Source organism: Sphingomonas sp. JUb134 (genome assembly GCF_004341505.2).
In the GTDB taxonomy this organism is placed as follows: Bacteria; Pseudomonadota; Alphaproteobacteria; order Sphingomonadales; family Sphingomonadaceae; genus Sphingomonas.
This window is the reverse complement of sequence record NZ_SLYP02000001.1, coordinates 2,947,905-2,962,757: the sequence shown is the minus strand read 5'-3', so window position 1 is coordinate 2,962,757 and position 14,853 is coordinate 2,947,905. Positions and strand designations below refer to the sequence as shown.

Genomic DNA, 14,853 nt, shown 5'->3' with positions numbered 1-14,853 from the left:
AACGTGTCACCTCCGCTGCCTAGGAGGGCCGCCGAGGCCGATGGGGGAACGTCCTCCGATCGGTCGCGCCTGTCCTGCAAGCCCCGGGGTTTTTCCCGGAACGGAGATTTCATGGCCGACCTGAAGCGCATGAGCCTGATCCTGCTGACGAGCTGCGCCGCGGTGGCGCTGGCCGGCTGCGACGGTTCCTCGAGTGTGGCATCGCCTGGCGAAGGCACCGTAGTGATCCCGGGAACGCCGACCCCGACGCCGACTCCTCAGCCCACGCCGACCCCGACGCCCGGCACGCCGGCCGCGGACTGCCCGACCGGCACCAGCAACGTCGGCGTCATCGGCAACTATCGCAGCTGCCGCCTGCCGTCGCAGATCACCTCGGCGCTGTCGCTGCCGAAGGTCGCGGGCGTCGCCTATGAGATGAACGGCCGCGTGGACGTGGGCGTCGACATCGGCGGTGCAGGCAATGCACCGGGCGGCGTCAGCGCGACGCTGACCATCGCGCCGGGCGCGATCGTCTATGCAAAGGCCGACGGCGACAACGACTTCCTGGTGGTCAACCGCGGCTCGCGCCTGGTTGCCGAGGGCACCGAGACCCAGCCGATCATCTTCACCGCGCAGCAGAACCTGACCGGCGAAGTGACCGACGAGACGCAGGGCCTGTGGGGCGGCATCATTCTCGCCGGCCGTGCGCCGATCTCGAACTGCAACGCCACGGTCTCGCCGGGTACGGCGCAGTGCGAGAACGTCGTCGAAGGCACCAGCACCGCGCTGTACGGCGGCGCAACGCCCACCGACAACAGCGGCACCATCCGCTACGTCCAGATCCGCTACTCGGGCACCATCATCAGCCCCAACAACGAGCTGCAGGGCCTGACGCTGGGCGGCACCGGTTCGGGCACCGCCATCGACCACGTCCAGGTGCACAACAGCTCGGACGACGGCATCGAGATCTTCGGCGGCCGCACCAACCTGCGCTACCTGGTGATGACCGGCGCCGATGACGACGGCCTGGATACCGATGTGGGTTGGCAGGGCTTCGTCCAGTTCCTGCTCGCGATCCAAAAGCCGAACAACACGCAGAGCGACACCTACGCGACGGAGATCGACTCCAACGGCAACGAGGACGTGCTGCCGCGTCAGCGCTACAACCTCGCGAACTTCACCTTCGTGCATACGTCGAGCGGCGTGAACGCGGCGATCCGTATCCGCGGTGGTGCCGACGCACGCTTCGTCAACGGCATCGTCGTCAGCCCGGTCGCCTGCCTGAACATCGTCGCGGGCGCCGATGCCAGCGGCAAGACCACGATCCGCCCGGCCAACCCGGCGCTCGAGGATCAGGGTCCGCCGATGTTCGACTCGGTGCTGTTCGGCTGTGCGAACCCCTATGCGGAGACCACCGTCAACAACATCACCGTCACCAGCGCCGAACAGCGCGCGGTGTTCACGGCCGGCACGAACAACCTGGAGAATGGTTCGGGCCTGCTGTCCAACACCTACTTCCCGGCCGGTGCCGCGCTTTCGGCGACGCCGTTCGACGCCTCCACCCTCAACCCGACGGGCACCAGCTTCCTGGTGAAGACCAGCTACGTCGGCGCGGTGAACGGTGCGAACGACACTTGGTACCGCGGTTGGACCTGCAGCTCGAACCGGGCGGCATTCGCGACCAGCGCCAGCTGCACCGCGCTTCCCAACTAAGACCGATGGGCGGGGGACGTTCGCGTCCTCCGCCCCACATTTCCTGACCAGACCGCCGGGGCAGCAGCCATGAAGAAGACCGTGTTCCTGACCACTCTGCTCGCCTCGACAGCCTGGGCGCTGCCGGTCCAGGCGCAGACCACCACCACGCCTGCGACCCCGCCGGCCGGAACCACCGTCTCCCCGGACGCGGGTGCGCCCGCCGAACCGGAGGTCGACGTGTCGACGCCGGGCGCGGACATGGGCGGCGAGATCGTGGTGGTCGGCCGCAACATTCCCGACGCAGTCCGCGCGACCCCGCAGGTCGTGAACGTCCTTTCCACCGCCGACATCGCGCGGACCGGGGAAGGCGACATCGCCGGCGCGCTGCAGCGGGTGACCGGCCTTTCGGTCGTGGGCAACGGCTTCGTCTATGTCCGTGGTCTGGGTGACCGCTATTCTTCGTCGCTGCTCAACGGGTCTCCGCTGCCCAGCCCCGAGCCGCTGCGCCGCGTGGTGCCGCTCGACATCTTCCCCACCAACGTCATCGCCTCTGCGCTGGTGCAGAAGAGCTATTCCGTGAACTATCCCGGCGAGTTCGGCGGCGGCGTGGTGAACCTGACCACCCGCGCCGTCCCCGAGGAGACCTTCCTTCAGATCGGCGGCTCGCTCAGCGCCGACACGGTCACGACCAGCGAACTCGGCTACGTCTATGATGGCGGCCGCTACGACTGGACCGGCTTCGACAGCGGCGAGCGCGACGTGCCGGGCTTCGTCAACGGCGCAGGTGCGGACGGCACCTCGCTGACCCCGGCGCAACTCACCCAGATGTCGAACGCACCGACGACGCTGCTTCAGGAGAATGCGCAGCTTCCGGCGAACTATTCCGCCGAGATGAGCTTCGGCACGGCCAAGGACGTCGGCGCGACGCGCATCGGCGTGATCGCGGCGGCGGGCTTCAGCAACACGTGGCGTACCCGCGATGCGACCCAGCAGGTTACCGACAGCCCCGACGCGATCCTGCTGCGCGACTTCCACACCGTGCTGACCGACAATCGCGCAATCCTGAACGGGTTGCTGGGGCTGGGCGCCGAGTTCGGCGAGAACCGCATCCGCTTCACCAACCTCTATGTTCACGACACGCTGAAGCAGGGACGGCTGTCGCGCGGCTCGACCGCGAACATCGGGACGCTGCCCAACGGCATCGATCCCTTCATCACCCAGAACACCAACTGGTTCGAGCGGCAGCTGATCGACAGCCAGGTCGTCGGCGAGTTCAAGCTGGGCGACGTCTCGCTCGACCTGCGCGGCGCCTATGCCAACACGCAGCGCAACGCGCCGTACGAGCGCGCCTTCACCTACCAGTACAACGAGGGGCTGGAGCGCTACACCAACAACCTATCCGGGCTCCAGTCGGCCAGCGTCGCCTTCAGCGAGCTCGACGAGGACCTGTGGTCCGGCCAGGCGAACGTCAGCTGGAAGGTCCCCGCGGCGCGGGAGATCATTCTGTCGGCGGGCTATGCGTACAACGACACCGACCGGGACTCGACGCGCTACACCTTCCAATATTCGGCCGCCAACAACGGCGCGCTCGATCCGGTGATCTCGCAGCTACGGCCGGACTATCTGCTGTCCGACTACACGGTGCTCACCAACGGCATCTATCTGCGCAACACCTCCACGGGGCAGGGCGCAGCCGCCTATAGCGCGAGCCTGCGCGTCCATGCCGGCTATGCACAGGCCGAAGCGGAGGTCCTGGACGGCCTGCGCGGTACGCTGGGCGTCCGCTACGAGGATGCGGTGGAAGAGGTGCTGCCGTCGGGCGGCGCTGCCGGCACGCGGCTTGCCAACGATTACTGGCTGCCGGCCGCCACGATCACCTGGAACTTCGCCGAGGACATGCAGCTGCGGCTCCATGCCTCCAAGACGCTCGCGCGGCCGCAGTTCCGCGAACTCGCGCCCCAGCTCTATCAGGATTTCGAGAGCGACCGCCTGTTCTTCGGCAACGTGTTCCTGAAGGACTCGCAGCTTTACAACGGCGAAGCCCGCTTCGAATGGTATTTCGCGCGCGACCAGCGGCTCTCGCTCGCCGGCTTCTACAAGAAGATCGACGATCCGATCGAGGCCGTGGCGTTCTTCCCCGCAGGCACGGACACGCTCCAGACGGGCTTTGCCAACGCTCCGTCCGCACGGCTGTTCGGCGGCGAGGTCGAGTTCCAGAAGTACGTGCCGCTCGCCAGCCTCGGCGGGGATTTCTTCGCGACCCGCCGGCTCGTGCTGATCGCCAACTACACCTACACCGACTCCAAGATCAAAGCCGACGACAGCCTAATCGCAAGCCCGCTCCAGTCGGGTACCGAGCCGGTGCTCCGCCCGGCCAACGTACTGTTCCAGGACGGTGCGCCGCTGGTGGGCCAGTCGGACCATCTGGTGAACCTGCAGTTCGGCATCGAGGATACCGAGCGGCTGTCCCAGCTGACGGTGCTGTTCAACTACGCGAGTGATCGCGTCACCAACCGCGGTCCCGTGGGCGGCGGCGGCGGCGTGCGCCTTCCCGACCTGGTGGAGCGTCCCGGCATCCGCCTGGACGTGGTGGGCCGGCAGGGCATCGTCGTCGCTGGCAAGACCATCGAGGTGAAGGCGGAGGCCCGCAACCTGACCGGCACCCGCTATCGCGAGTCGCAGACCTTCTCGGAAGGCCAGCGAGTCGACATCAACAGCTATCGCCTCGGCCGCATCTTTTCGCTGGGTGCGAGCATCACCTTCTGATCGGCGGGGCCGGAAGTAGCGCTAACGACCTCCGGAAGTGAGTGGCAAGAACCGGCTCAGTCGCTGTCATCGAATCTCCACCGACCGCGTGCATGGAAGAGGGACTCGCGGGCACTTCTGGAGTATATAACGCAGGTGAGTGTCGCGTGAGCTGAGGAGGGACATACTCGCGCGGTGGGTGCGGTTCGCCGGCACCGCCAATGGAGAGTACGATGCAGAGGGAAGACGACCTTCAGTATTACTACAAGCGCGCGGAGACCGAGCTGGAGCGGGCGCAGAGCGCGGTGGATCCGGCCGCGGTGAAGGCGCACTATCTGCTCGCCGGCTATTATCTCGACCGGGTGTACAACCGCGAGCTTCCCGCCGGCCATGGCCGCTAAGCAGGGCCCGAGCCCGGAAGAGCTGGAGCGCCAGGCGCTCGGCGCCCCGTCGCTGGCGGAGGCTCAGGCGATCGCTCAGCACGCGGACCAGCTCCGGCGGCGCAGCGGCACCGGGTCGCTGCTGCCGCGCGGCCTGCTGTCGCCGATTTTCCGGAACTGACGGCGGCCGGTTCCGGTTCGGAAGCGGCTCACCAGCCCCAGGGGCGCTCCCGAAACCATTTGGTGAGCACATATTTGGTGCCCGCGCGCACCTTCATGCCGTGGTGGATCGTCGACGGATTGCACGACCCGTCCGGCCGCTTGTTGTTCCAGGCGAGCAGCTTGCCGGTCTCGGGCTGGACGATCTTGTCGATCGCCTTGAACCGCGTCGCGCCGCCTGCCTCCGGCTCGTTGAGGTAGAGCATGACCGTCCAGGTACGGTTTCCCGCCACCCCGCAGTATCGCTGGAAGTCGACGCCGCTCGGCTCGAAATAGTCTGTGTGGGCCTTGAACTCCTGGCCCACGGCGTAGCGCTGGCCCTGCAGCGGCTCCCCATGCGCCGGATCGATGCCGCAGAAGCGATGGATCCGCGCCTCCACCTCGGCGACCTCGGGATCGAACCGGTCGAGGTCGCAGGTCTCGCTGGTGCGGAATGCCGCGTCGCCGTTGGAGTCGGAGATGGTGGAGGGCCGGCGCTGAGCGTCGATCCGGGCGATCATCGCGGCGCAGAGTTCCTGGGGCAGGAAGTCGCGGACCATGAACAGCGTGAGCTTTGGGCTGGGGACCCGCTGGACGCCCGATTGCGAGAGAATGTGCGCGATGATCGGTTCCGCCGGAAAGCCGGAGCCGAGCGAAGGGGAGGCCAGCGTCTGCATGAGGGTGTCTCCTGCCAAAGTCGGCGCCGCGTTTCCAGCCGCAGGCGACCACGGGGCAGGGACATTCTTTGCACCTGATGTGCGACACGCGCTTGACGAAGTTCGCCGACCCCGTCTAAGCGGCCGGCTTCGCGGCGACCGTAGTTCAATTGGTTAGAGCGCCGGCTTGTGATGCCGGAAGTTGCGGGTTCAAGTCCCGTCGGTCGCCCCACTCCTTTCCCTGACACGCGGATATTCAGCCAGTGCAGACCGACTGGGGCTTCCCCGATTTCGACGATCACGAAGGCGTGCATCTCTTCTCGGATCGGGAAACCGGCCTGCAGGCGGTGGTCGCGGTTCACTCCACGAAGCTGGGTCCGGCCGCCGGCGGGGTGCGCTTTTGGCACTATGCCGACAGCGCTGCTGCGATCACGGACGCGCTGCGCCTGTCGCGCGGCATGAGCTACAAGAACGCGATGGCCGGCCTGCCGCTGGGCGGTGGCAAGGGCGTGGTGCTGGCCGATTCGGCACGTACCAAGACTCCGGAGATGCTCCAGGCGTTCGGCCGCGCGGTCGAGTCGCTGGGCGGCCGCTACATCACGGCTGAGGACGTTGGCATTTCCGAAGCCGACATGACCGCGATCGCCAAGGCAACTCGCTACGTGTCCGGCCTTCCGGCCGAGGGCGAGAACGTCGGCGGCGATCCGGGGCCCTACACGGCCAGGGGCGTGTATCTGGGCGTCCGTGCCGCAGCCCGGCGTGCACTGGGTGCCAGCGACATGAAGGGCGTTCGCGTCGCGGTCCAGGGCCTGGGCAGCGTCGGTGGTCGGCTGGCCGAGATGCTCGCCGCCGATGGCGCCGTGCTGACGGTTGCCGATGTGGATGCAGCCCGTGCGCAGCGTTTCGCCGATGCCCATGGCGCGACCGTGGCGGCGCCCGACGCAGTGCTGACCAGCGAGGTCGACATCGTCAGCCCCAACGCGCTGGGTGCGATCCTGGACGCAGCGACGATCGACGCGCTCCGCTGCAAGGCGGTTGCAGGCGGCGCCAACAACCAGTTGGCGACCCACGCGGACGGCGCGCGCCTGCACGGCCGCGGCATCCTCTATGCGCCCGATTATGTCATCAACGCGGGCGGCATCATCAACGTCGCGCTGGAGTATCTGGGGCAGGGCGACCGCGCCGAGGTCGATGCGCGCATCGGCCAGATCCCGGAGCGACTGGTCGAGGTCTGGGACGAAGCGGAGCGCACCGGCGCCTCGCACGCCGAGGTCGCGGACCGCCTGGCACAGCGCCGCATCGGGCGCTGAGGCCGGCCCGCCGGTCTTCCGGCAAACTTGGAGAGATCGCGGGCTCGGACCGCGGCCTTTGCCGAGATTTCGCTTGGATGCCGAGCTTCCTCAGCACGACGGCAAATGGCGGACCTGCGGTTCCCGCCACACCAGTTTGACCCGGCGCAATGTTGTGGAAAGCGTCATCGCCGAATAAGCGCAGGCTCGGGGTGACGCCCCGGGCAATTTCGCTTAATCCTTGTGGCTGATCGTGCCGACCCTCCACGCCTTTGCCAATCCGACGCGCTTCCTGTCGATCGCCCGTCCGCTGACGCCGGTACTGCTGGCGCTCGGCGCGGCGTTGCTGCTGTTCGGCAGCTGGGCGGGGCTGACGCAGACGCCGCCCGACTATCTGCAGGGCGAGACGGTCCGCATCCTCTACATCCACGTGCCCACCGCCTGGCTGGGGATGGGCGGGTGGAGCGGCATCGCGATCTCCAGCATCGTCTATCTGGTCTGGCGGCATCCGCTGGCGGCGATCGCCGCGCGGGCGGTGGCGCTGCCGGGTGCGGTGTTCGCCGGGCTGTGCCTCGCCACCGGCTCGATCTGGGGGCGCCCGACCTGGGGCACCTGGTGGCAGTGGGACGGGCGGCTGACGTCGATGCTGCTGCTGTTCTTCGTCTACCTCGCCTATCTGGCGCTTTCGCGCGCCGATGCCGAGCGCGACGGCGACGGGCGCATCCCGGCGCTGTTCGGGATCGCCGGCACCGCGCTGCTGCCCATCATCCGCTATTCCGTCATCTGGTGGCGCACGCTGCACCAGGGGCCGAGCATCACGCTCACCAAGTCGAGCGTCGACAATGCGATCCTGTGGCCGCTGGGCTTTACGCTTGCCGGCTTCTCGCTGCTGTTCGTCGCGATCGTGCTGATGCGGATGCGGGCCGATCTCGCGCGCATCAAGGTCGAGGCGCGGATGCGCCGGATGGCGGCTGCATGAACCCCTGGCCGTTCGTGATTGGCGCCTATGCGCTGACCCTTGGCGGTACCGCGGCGATGGCCGCGGCTGCCTGGATCGCCATGCGACGCGCCGAAGCCCAGGCCGAGCGCCAGAGGAAAAAGTGAAGCCCAAGCATCAACGCCTGACCCTGGTGGGGCTTGCCGTCGCCGCCGTCCTCGGCGCGAGCGGGCTCGCGCTCTCCGCCCTTCAGGGGGAAGCCGCCTTCTTCTACGCGCCTTCGGACGTCGCCAAGGCCGCGCCGCCCGTCGATCGCGCCGTGCGGCTGGGCGGCATGGTCGCGCCGGGATCGATCCAGCGCCAGCCGGACGGGGTGACCATCGCCTTCACCGTCACCGACGGCGCCGCGCAGGTGCCGGTGCGGTTCAGCGGCATCGCGCCCGACCTGTTCAAGGAGAACTCCGGCGTGGTGGCCGAAGGGCGCTTCCGGCCCGACGGCAGCTTCGTCGCGGACAACCTGCTGGCCAAGCACGACGAGCGCTACATGCCGCCCGAAGTCGCGGGCAAGATGCACAAGAGCGAGACGCTGGAGCCATGATCGCCGAAGCCGGGCTCGCGGCGCTGTGGCTCGCCGCCGCGCTGGCATTGTTGCAGCTGGTGGCGGCCACGCTGGGGCTGCGAATGACCCGCACGGAAGCGGCGCGAGCGGGGGGCGCCGAGCTGATCGGTGCCGTTCGCCCGGTTGCGGTAGTGCAGGGACTGCTGACCGCCTTCGCCTTTGGCGCGCTGGTGCTGGTGTTCGTCCGTACCGACCTGTCGGTGTTGCTGGTCGCGCAGAACAGCCACTCGGCCAAGCCGATGCTCTACAAGGTAGCGGCGGCCTGGGGGAACCATGAGGGCTCGATGCTCTTGTGGGTCACGGTGCTCGGGCTTGCGGGTGCTGCGATCGCGCTGCTGGAGAAGCGCCTCGACTCGCGCACGCTGGTGGCGACGCTGGGCGGCCAGGCGGCGATCGCGCTCGGCTTCTTCGCCTTCCTGCTGATCGCCTCCAACCCCTTCGCGCGGCTCGATCCCGCGCCGGCGGAAGGCATGGGGCTCAACCCGCTACTGCAGGATCCCGGCTTGGCGTTCCATCCGCCGACGCTCTACTTCGGCTATGTCGGCCTGTCGGTGGCGTTCTCCTTTGCGATCGGCGCGCTGGTGACGCGCGACGTGGGCCCGCAGTTCGCACGCGCGATGCGGCCGTGGGTGCTCGGCGCCTGGGTGTTCCTGACGCTCGGCATCACCGCGGGCAGCTACTGGGCTTATTATGAGCTCGGCTGGGGTGGCTGGTGGTTCTGGGACCCGGTGGAGAATGCCTCGCTGATGCCGTGGCTCGCCGCCACCGCGCTGCTCCATTCGGTGACGGTGCTCGCCACCCGCGACGGGCTGCGAGCCTGGACGGTGATGCTGGCGGTGGTCGCCTTCTCCATGTCGATGGTCGGCACCTTCCTGGTGCGTTCCGGCATCCTCACCAGCGTCCATGCCTTTGCGGTCGATCCCAGCCGCGGCAGCTTCATCCTGGCGCTGCTGGTGCTCTACATCGGCGGCGCGCTAACGCTGTTCGGCCTGCGCATCGGCACGGTGCGGCAGGGCGCAACGTTCGAGCCGATCAGCCGCGAGGCGGGGCTGGTGCTCAACAACCTGCTGCTGTCGGTGATCCTGGGCATCGTGCTGATCGGCACGCTCTATCCACTGGTCGCGCAGGCGATGGACGTGCAGCTTTCGGTCGGGCCGCCCTTCTTCAACAAGACCGTGGGGCCGATCGCGCTGCTGCTGGTGGTGGCGCTCGCCGCCGGGCCGCTGCTGCGCTGGCGCCGCGACGACGCGCGGGCGCTCGGCCGGCGACTGCTGGTGCCGGCGATGGCGACCGGGGTAGTGCTGGTGGCGGTGCTGCTGCTCGCGCCGGAGACCGGCGTGCTCTCGCTGCTCGGGCTGGCGCTGTCCGCCGGTCTTGCGGTGGCGAGTGTGGCGCCGCTGTGGGGTCGCAACCTGCGCCGCACGCCGCTGTTCACCTGGGGCATGGTGATTGCGCACCTGGGAGTCGCGGTCAGCCTAGCCGGCATGGCGAGCGAGAGCGCCTTCACCCGCGAGGTGCTGGTGGCCGCTGGTGTGGGGGAGACCCAGCAGGTCGGCCCGTATCGTGTGACGTTGGAAGGCGTCCGTCCGGTAATCGGGCCCAACTGGACCGCCATCGAGGGGCGGATGCGCGTCGAGCGTGGCACCCAGCGCTTCTGGATCGCGCCGCAGCAGCGCTATTTCGCGGCGCCGCCGACCGAGACGAGCGAGGCGGCGATCACCAGCGCGCTCGACGGCCAGCTCTACGTCGTGCTCGGCCAGGCGAGCGAAGGCGGCCGTCGGCAGCTGCGCCTGTGGTGGAAGCCGCTGGTCACGCTGATCTGGCTGGGTGGCGCGCTGATCGCGATCGGCGGCCTGCTGTCGCTGGTCGGCCGGCTCTGGCGCGAGCGGCGGCCCGGCTACCGCGCAAGGGATGCGGAGGTGCTGGCATGAAGCGGTGGCTGCTCTGGGTGCCTCTGGCCGCGTTCGTGGTCCTCGTGATCGTGGTCGCACTCAACCTGCGCCCGACGGACACGACCGTGCGCTCGCGGCTGGTGGGCAAACCCTTGCCCGCATTCACCCTCGCCGCGTCCGTGCCGGGCAAGCCCGGGCTGTCGGATGCAGCCTTCCGCGACGGCAAGCCGAAGCTGCTCAACGTGTTTGCCAGCTGGTGCGTGCCGTGCCTGGCGGAGGCCCCCAAGCTGCTGCGGCTGAAGGAAGCGGGGGCCGACATCCGCGCGGTGGCGATCCGCGACAGATCGGCCGACGTGCAGCGCTTCCTGGCGGAGAACGGCGATCCCTATGCAGCGATCGGCGACGATCCCACCAGTCAGGTGCAGCTCGCGCTCGGCTCGTCGGGCGTGCCGGAGACCTTCGTGATCGACGGCAAGGGGATCATCCGCGCACAGCACATCGGCGACATTCGCGACAGCGACGTGCCCGAACTGCTCCGCGCGCTGGAGGCGGCGCGATGAGTCGTGCGACGCTTGCCGCGCTGGCGCTGCTGCTGGCGACCCCCGCGCTCGCCCAGTCGGACCTGCCGCCGGCGCCGCTTGCCTATACCCAGCTGCCGGACCCCGCCCGGGAGGCCGAGGCAAAGGCGCTGATGAACACGCTGCGCTGCCTCGTCTGCCAGGGGCAATCGATCGCCGACAGCGATGCCGAGATGGCCGGCGACATGCGCGCGCTCGTACGTGAGCGGATCGCGCAGGGTGAGACCCCCGAAGCGGTGCGCGCCTGGCTGGTCGAACGCTATGGCAGCTATGTGAGCTACGATCCGCCACTGGATGCCGCGACGCTGCCGCTGTGGATCGCACCGCTGGTGCTGCTGGTAGCGGGCATCCTGCTCGCACGGCGCAGCATCCGCCGGCCCAGGAGGGCGTGATGGGCTGGGTGATGCTGGGCCTGCTGGCGCTCGCGTCGGGGCTGTTGCTGTGGCGGCTGCGGGTCGCGCCGGCGCTCTGGTCGCTGGTCGGCGCCGCGATGATGCTGGGCGCGATCGGCTATTCGGTGCAGGGCCGGCCGGGCCTTCCCGGCGTCTCGGCCGAAGGGCAGCGCGAACGCCGCACGATCGACCCGGGCTTGAAGGAATTGCGGCAGGCGATGTTCGGCCGCTTCAACTTCGAGGAAAGCTACTTCATCGCCTCGGACGCGCTGCTGTCGTCGGGCGCGGTGGCACCGGCCGCGCAGGTGATGCTGGGAGCCGTGCAGAAGGCGCCCCAGAGTGCGGCCTTGTGGACCTGGCTGGGCATGATGCTGGTGGAAAAGGATGGGGGCACGCTGTCGCCCGCCGCCAGGCTCGCGTTCGAGCAGGGGATGCGGCTGGCTCCGGAGCATCCGGGGCCCGCCTTCTTCTATGGCCTGGCGCAAGCGCGGACCAACGACTTCGCCCGCACCCGCGAGTTGTGGATGCGCGCGCTGGCGCTGACGCCTGAAGACGTGTCGTATCGGCAGGACATCGCCGTCCGGCTGGTGCTGGTCGACCGGCTGCTTGAGTTGCAGGCGCGCGAGCGTGCCGCCGGCATCGCGCCGCCGCAGCCGCAATAAGTCTCAGGCGACCAGATAATCGGTGGACGCCCGCAGCCGCTCGACGTCGCGGCTGGGGGGAAGGCCCATGGTGCGGGCATATTCCCGGCTGAACTGGGAAGGGCTGCCATAGCCCACCTGGAAACCGGCGGTGGCGGCATCCAGCCCGCGCGCGATCATCAGCCGTCGCGCCTCCTGGACGCGAAGCTGAGTGCGGTAGCGGAGCGGGCTGAGGCCCGTGACGGTGCGGAAATGCTGGTGAAGGGCAGACGGGCTCATGCCCGCGACCTCGGCCAGCGTGTCGATCGACACCGGTTCGGCATAATGGTGGCGCAGCCACTGAAGGGCGCGGTTGAGCTTGTCGCTCTGCGGCCCGCCCGCCATCTGCCGCAGCAGCTGTCCCGCGGGGCCGCGCAACAGGCGCCAGAGCAACTCGCGCTCCAGCAGCGGGGCGAGGGCATCCCGGTCCTCGGGGGCATCGAGCAACGCCAGCAGCCGGCAGGCAGCGTCGATCATCTCGGCGGTGGTTTCGCCCAGGATGAGGCCCGGGATCGGGCGGTCCCCTTGCGGATCCGTAATCGGGTGCTCGGCCACCATCTCGGCCACCCGCGCAGCATCCAGGTGCAGGACGAGGCATAGATAGGGCGCCTCCGCGCTCGCCTGCGTCACCGCGCCGACCACCGGCAGGTCTACCCCGGCGAGCAGGAAGCTGCCGGGATCATAGTAGAACCGGCTCCGCCCCAGCTGCGCTTCCTTGCCACCTTGCGCGACCATGCACAGCGACGGCGCATAGACGGTCGGCGTCGGCGTGGTCACCGCGGCGGATCGTATAAGCGTGACCGAGGGAAGCGCGGTTTCCTGGAAGCCGTCTTCCGGAGCGTGGCGCGCGATCAGCGCGGCAAGATCGGTGATGCGGTGCATGGCTGCCTTGCTTCCACGCGGAAGCTGCCTGCGCAAGCCGCCGAACGTCCGGATGCAGGATCGTGCAAGCATCCCGGAGTTCGCGTCTACCGCCCGCGGCGACCGGGCGCGCAAAAAGGCTCCGGGCCAGCGGCGGTCGCTGGCGGATGGAGGAAGCACCATGTCCGACCTGAACGAAAAGACGATCCTGATCACCGGCGCCAGCAGCGGCATCGGCGAGGCGACCGCCCGCCTGCTGGCCGGTGCCGGGGCGCGCCTAATGCTGGGCGCTCGCCGGACCGATCGGCTGGAGCGGCTTGCCGCCGAGATCGAAGCAGCCGGTGGCACCGTCGCGTGGCAGCGGCTCGACGTGACCGACGCGGCCAGCTTCGCCAGCTTCGTGGACGCGGCGGTGGAGCGCTATGGCCGCGTCGACGTGCTGGTGAACAATGCGGGCATCATGCCGCTGTCGCCGCTCGCGGCGCTCAAGACCGACGAGTGGGAGCGGATGATCGACGTCAACATCCGCGGCGTCCTGAACGGCGTTGCTGCCGCACTGCCGGGTTTTGTCGAGCAGGGCTCGGGCCAGTTCGTGAACGTCGCCTCGCTCGGCGCACATTATGTGGTGCCGACCGGCGCCGTCTATTGCGCGACCAAGTTCGCGGTATGGGCGATCACCGACGGCATCCGGCGCGAGCACGACAACATCCGCGCCACGATCATCTCGCCGGGCGCAGTCGAGTCCGAACTCGCGGACGCCATCACCCACCCGGAGACGGCCAAGGCGATGGAGGCCTTCCGTGCATCGATCCTGAAGGCGGACGCGATCGCCCGTGCGATCCTGTTCGCGGTCAGCCAGCCGGGCGATGTCGACGTCAGCGAGATCATCGTGCGGCCGACCGCCAGCGACGCCATCTAGGTCCGTCCCGCTGCCGCTCGCCCTGGGAAAAGGGCGAGCGGCAGGTCTCAGGTGGCTGCGGCCGTGATCGCAAGGCCCGCGCGTCGTCGATGGGCGGCGATGCAAGTGAGCACGCTGGCAACCACCAGCACGAACGCAGCCGCTTCGAGCGGCGTCGGCAGGCGCCGTTCCCAGACAAAGGCGTAGAGCAGGCCGAACAAGGTCTCGAACAGGATCATCTGGCCGACGAGCGTGAGCGGCAGCAGCCGGCTCATCCGGTTCCACAGCAGATTACCGCCGATGGACGCAAGAAGCGCAACCGCGATCGAGACGCCGGCATATTCGAGCCAGGCTTGGGGCGTGTGGTTCAGCGGCTCGAACAGGAGCGTGACCGGGATCAGGGCCGTTGCCTGGAGCCCCGTGACGACACCGGTCAGCAGGTTCCAGTCCTGTGCGGAGACGTGCGCGAAGCGGCTGAGCGAACGGGTGTTGCCGATGGCATAGGCGGTCCACGACGCCAGCGCTCCGATGGCGAACAGGAGCCCCGTGACCGCGCCTGCAGCCGGTGCGGCGATCGCCTGCCAGCCGATGCAGACGGCGCCTGCGACGCACAGCAGGAGGGAGGGCACGAGCTTTCGCAGCGGCACCGCGCCGGAATCGCGGCTGCCGATGATCGTCACCGGGACCGGGAGGAAGCCGAGCACGAGGGACGTCATGGCGATGCCGCCCGTCTGCACCGCGGTCGACAGCAGCACGTAATAAAGCGTGTTGCCCGCCAGTGAGAGCCAGGCAAGCGACAGCCAGCCACGCGCCGGCACCGCCGCGACCAGGCTACGCCAGCGGGAACCGATCAGCGCGGCCGAGATGAGGCCGAAGGCGAGATACCGCCCGATCGCGAGTTGCAGGGGGGTGAACGCCCGCACGAGATCAGGAGCAAGAAACACCAGGCCCCAGAGCGCCCCGGCTCCCATGCCACAGGCGACCCCTAGAATGGTCCTGTTGGTGCCGGGCGTACCGGCCGCGGTGCTGATCATCGTCCTCCTCGTCGCGAACA

The 14,853-nt window shown here is 68.7% G+C and carries 16 protein-coding genes and 1 tRNA gene; 14 read left to right on the top strand and 3 right to left on the bottom strand.

All coding sequences use genetic code 11. The annotated features are described in order from the left end of the window. The first annotated feature begins 111 nt into the window (after nucleotides 1–111). The 4 genes from EDF69_RS13880 (at nucleotide 112) to EDF69_RS13865 (ending at nucleotide 4,980) form a co-directional block, all read left to right on the top strand. A complete protein-coding gene (locus EDF69_RS13880; protein ID WP_204991388.1) occupies nucleotides 112–1,692 on the top strand; it encodes a hypothetical protein in 1,581 nt (526 codons plus the stop codon). A 69-nt stretch (nucleotides 1,693–1,761) separates the two neighbouring features. Continuing rightward, a complete protein-coding gene (locus EDF69_RS13875) occupies nucleotides 1,762–4,440 on the top strand; it encodes a TonB-dependent receptor domain-containing protein (RefSeq protein ID WP_132882146.1) in 2,679 nt (892 codons plus the stop codon). A gap of 212 nt (nucleotides 4,441–4,652) precedes the next feature. Next, the gene (locus tag EDF69_RS13870) at nucleotides 4,653–4,820 is read left to right on the top strand and encodes a hypothetical protein (protein WP_164521292.1); all 168 of its coding nucleotides are present in this window, start codon (nucleotides 4,653–4,655) and stop codon (nucleotides 4,818–4,820) included. Beyond that, nucleotides 4,810–4,980, top strand: a complete 171-nt coding sequence (locus EDF69_RS13865; protein WP_165889953.1) for a hypothetical protein — start codon at nucleotides 4,810–4,812, stop codon at nucleotides 4,978–4,980. The genes EDF69_RS13870 and EDF69_RS13865 overlap by 11 nt, the downstream gene beginning before the upstream one ends. Nucleotides 4,981–5,008: 28 nt before the next feature. Here the strand turns inward: EDF69_RS13865 and EDF69_RS13860 are convergent, their stop codons facing one another. After that, nucleotides 5,009–5,674, bottom strand: a complete 666-nt coding sequence (locus EDF69_RS13860; protein WP_132882147.1) for a prolyl hydroxylase family protein — start codon at nucleotides 5,672–5,674, stop codon at nucleotides 5,009–5,011. A gap of 134 nt (nucleotides 5,675–5,808) precedes the next feature. Here EDF69_RS13860 and EDF69_RS13855 point away from each other — a divergent pair. The 9 genes from EDF69_RS13855 to EDF69_RS13820 all read left to right on the top strand — a co-directional run bounded on the left by EDF69_RS13855 (nucleotide 5,809) and on the right by EDF69_RS13820 (nucleotide 12,022). Beyond that, a tRNA-His gene (locus tag EDF69_RS13855) sits at nucleotides 5,809–5,885 on the top strand. 31 nt (nucleotides 5,886–5,916) lie between these two features. Further along, the gene (locus EDF69_RS13850) at nucleotides 5,917–6,963 is read left to right on the top strand and encodes a Glu/Leu/Phe/Val dehydrogenase dimerization domain-containing protein (protein WP_132882148.1); all 1,047 of its coding nucleotides are present in this window, start codon (nucleotides 5,917–5,919) and stop codon (nucleotides 6,961–6,963) included. 232 nt (nucleotides 6,964–7,195) lie between these two features. Beyond that, on the top strand, nucleotides 7,196–7,921 hold the full coding sequence (gene ccmC / locus EDF69_RS13845; RefSeq protein WP_132882149.1) for a heme ABC transporter permease CcmC: 726 nt from the start codon (nucleotides 7,196–7,198) through the stop codon (nucleotides 7,919–7,921). Next, the gene (locus EDF69_RS19825) at nucleotides 7,918–8,046 is read left to right on the top strand and encodes a hypothetical protein (RefSeq protein ID WP_267495222.1); all 129 of its coding nucleotides are present in this window, start codon (nucleotides 7,918–7,920) and stop codon (nucleotides 8,044–8,046) included. Before ccmC ends, EDF69_RS19825 begins: the two co-directional genes overlap by 4 nt. Next, the gene (gene ccmE, locus EDF69_RS13840; protein ID WP_129340402.1) at nucleotides 8,043–8,477 is read left to right on the top strand and encodes a cytochrome c maturation protein CcmE; all 435 of its coding nucleotides are present in this window, start codon (nucleotides 8,043–8,045) and stop codon (nucleotides 8,475–8,477) included. The genes EDF69_RS19825 and ccmE overlap by 4 nt, the downstream gene beginning before the upstream one ends. Beyond that, entirely contained in the window at nucleotides 8,474–10,429 is a 1,956-nt protein-coding gene (locus tag EDF69_RS13835; RefSeq protein WP_132882150.1) for a heme lyase CcmF/NrfE family subunit, read from the top strand. Before ccmE ends, EDF69_RS13835 begins: the two co-directional genes overlap by 4 nt. Then, nucleotides 10,426–10,950 (top strand): redoxin family protein, encoded by a 525-nt coding sequence (locus EDF69_RS13830; protein WP_132882151.1) that lies wholly within the window; start codon nucleotides 10,426–10,428, stop codon nucleotides 10,948–10,950. Before EDF69_RS13835 ends, EDF69_RS13830 begins: the two co-directional genes overlap by 4 nt. Continuing rightward, on the top strand, nucleotides 10,947–11,360 hold the full coding sequence (locus EDF69_RS13825) for a cytochrome c-type biogenesis protein (protein ID WP_132882152.1): 414 nt from the start codon (nucleotides 10,947–10,949) through the stop codon (nucleotides 11,358–11,360). Before EDF69_RS13830 ends, EDF69_RS13825 begins: the two co-directional genes overlap by 4 nt. Continuing rightward, a complete protein-coding gene (locus tag EDF69_RS13820; RefSeq protein WP_132882153.1) occupies nucleotides 11,360–12,022 on the top strand; it encodes a tetratricopeptide repeat protein in 663 nt (220 codons plus the stop codon). Before EDF69_RS13825 ends, EDF69_RS13820 begins: the two co-directional genes overlap by 1 nt. Nucleotides 12,023–12,025: 3 nt before the next feature. Here EDF69_RS13820 and EDF69_RS13815 read toward each other — a convergent pair whose 3' ends face one another. Beyond that, nucleotides 12,026–12,922 carry an AraC family transcriptional regulator gene (locus EDF69_RS13815; protein WP_132882154.1) on the bottom strand — a complete coding sequence of 299 codons (897 nt, stop codon included), beginning with the start codon at nucleotides 12,920–12,922 and terminating at the stop codon, nucleotides 12,026–12,028. Between the two features lie 160 nt (nucleotides 12,923–13,082). Here EDF69_RS13815 and EDF69_RS13810 point away from each other — a divergent pair, with 160 nt between their 5' ends. Next, nucleotides 13,083–13,820 (top strand): SDR family oxidoreductase, encoded by a 738-nt coding sequence (locus EDF69_RS13810; protein ID WP_132882155.1) that lies wholly within the window; start codon nucleotides 13,083–13,085, stop codon nucleotides 13,818–13,820. Nucleotides 13,821–13,867: 47 nt separating this feature from the next. Here the strand turns inward: EDF69_RS13810 and EDF69_RS13805 are convergent, their stop codons facing one another. Next, nucleotides 13,868–14,833 (bottom strand): DMT family transporter, encoded by a 966-nt coding sequence (locus EDF69_RS13805; RefSeq protein WP_204991387.1) that lies wholly within the window; start codon nucleotides 14,831–14,833, stop codon nucleotides 13,868–13,870. Nucleotides 14,834–14,853 lie beyond the last annotated feature (20 nt).

What these genes read in the sequence shown, in the direction of transcription:
- EDF69_RS13835 (WP_132882150.1), top strand. Translation starts at nt 8,474, where the DNA reads ATGATCGCCGAAGCCGGGCTCGCGGCGCTGTGGCTCGCCGCCGCGCTG.
- EDF69_RS13815 (WP_132882154.1), bottom strand. Translation starts at nt 12,922, where the DNA reads ATGCACCGCATCACCGATCTTGCCGCGCTGATCGCGCGCCACGCTCCG.
- EDF69_RS13875 (WP_132882146.1), top strand. Translation starts at nt 1,762, where the DNA reads ATGAAGAAGACCGTGTTCCTGACCACTCTGCTCGCCTCGACAGCCTGG.
- EDF69_RS13870 (WP_164521292.1), top strand. Translation starts at nt 4,653, where the DNA reads ATGCAGAGGGAAGACGACCTTCAGTATTACTACAAGCGCGCGGAGACC.
- EDF69_RS19825 (WP_267495222.1), top strand. Translation starts at nt 7,918, where the DNA reads ATGAACCCCTGGCCGTTCGTGATTGGCGCCTATGCGCTGACCCTTGGC.
- EDF69_RS13860 (WP_132882147.1), bottom strand. Translation starts at nt 5,674, where the DNA reads ATGCAGACGCTGGCCTCCCCTTCGCTCGGCTCCGGCTTTCCGGCGGAA.
- EDF69_RS13880 (WP_204991388.1), top strand. Translation starts at nt 112, where the DNA reads ATGGCCGACCTGAAGCGCATGAGCCTGATCCTGCTGACGAGCTGCGCC.
- EDF69_RS13865 (WP_165889953.1), top strand. Translation starts at nt 4,810, where the DNA reads ATGGCCGCTAAGCAGGGCCCGAGCCCGGAAGAGCTGGAGCGCCAGGCG.
- EDF69_RS13825 (WP_132882152.1), top strand. Translation starts at nt 10,947, where the DNA reads ATGAGTCGTGCGACGCTTGCCGCGCTGGCGCTGCTGCTGGCGACCCCC.
- EDF69_RS13805 (WP_204991387.1), bottom strand. Translation starts at nt 14,833, where the DNA reads ATGATCAGCACCGCGGCCGGTACGCCCGGCACCAACAGGACCATTCTA.
- EDF69_RS13810 (WP_132882155.1), top strand. Translation starts at nt 13,083, where the DNA reads ATGTCCGACCTGAACGAAAAGACGATCCTGATCACCGGCGCCAGCAGC.
- EDF69_RS13820 (WP_132882153.1), top strand. Translation starts at nt 11,360, where the DNA reads ATGGGCTGGGTGATGCTGGGCCTGCTGGCGCTCGCGTCGGGGCTGTTG.
- EDF69_RS13830 (WP_132882151.1), top strand. Translation starts at nt 10,426, where the DNA reads ATGAAGCGGTGGCTGCTCTGGGTGCCTCTGGCCGCGTTCGTGGTCCTC.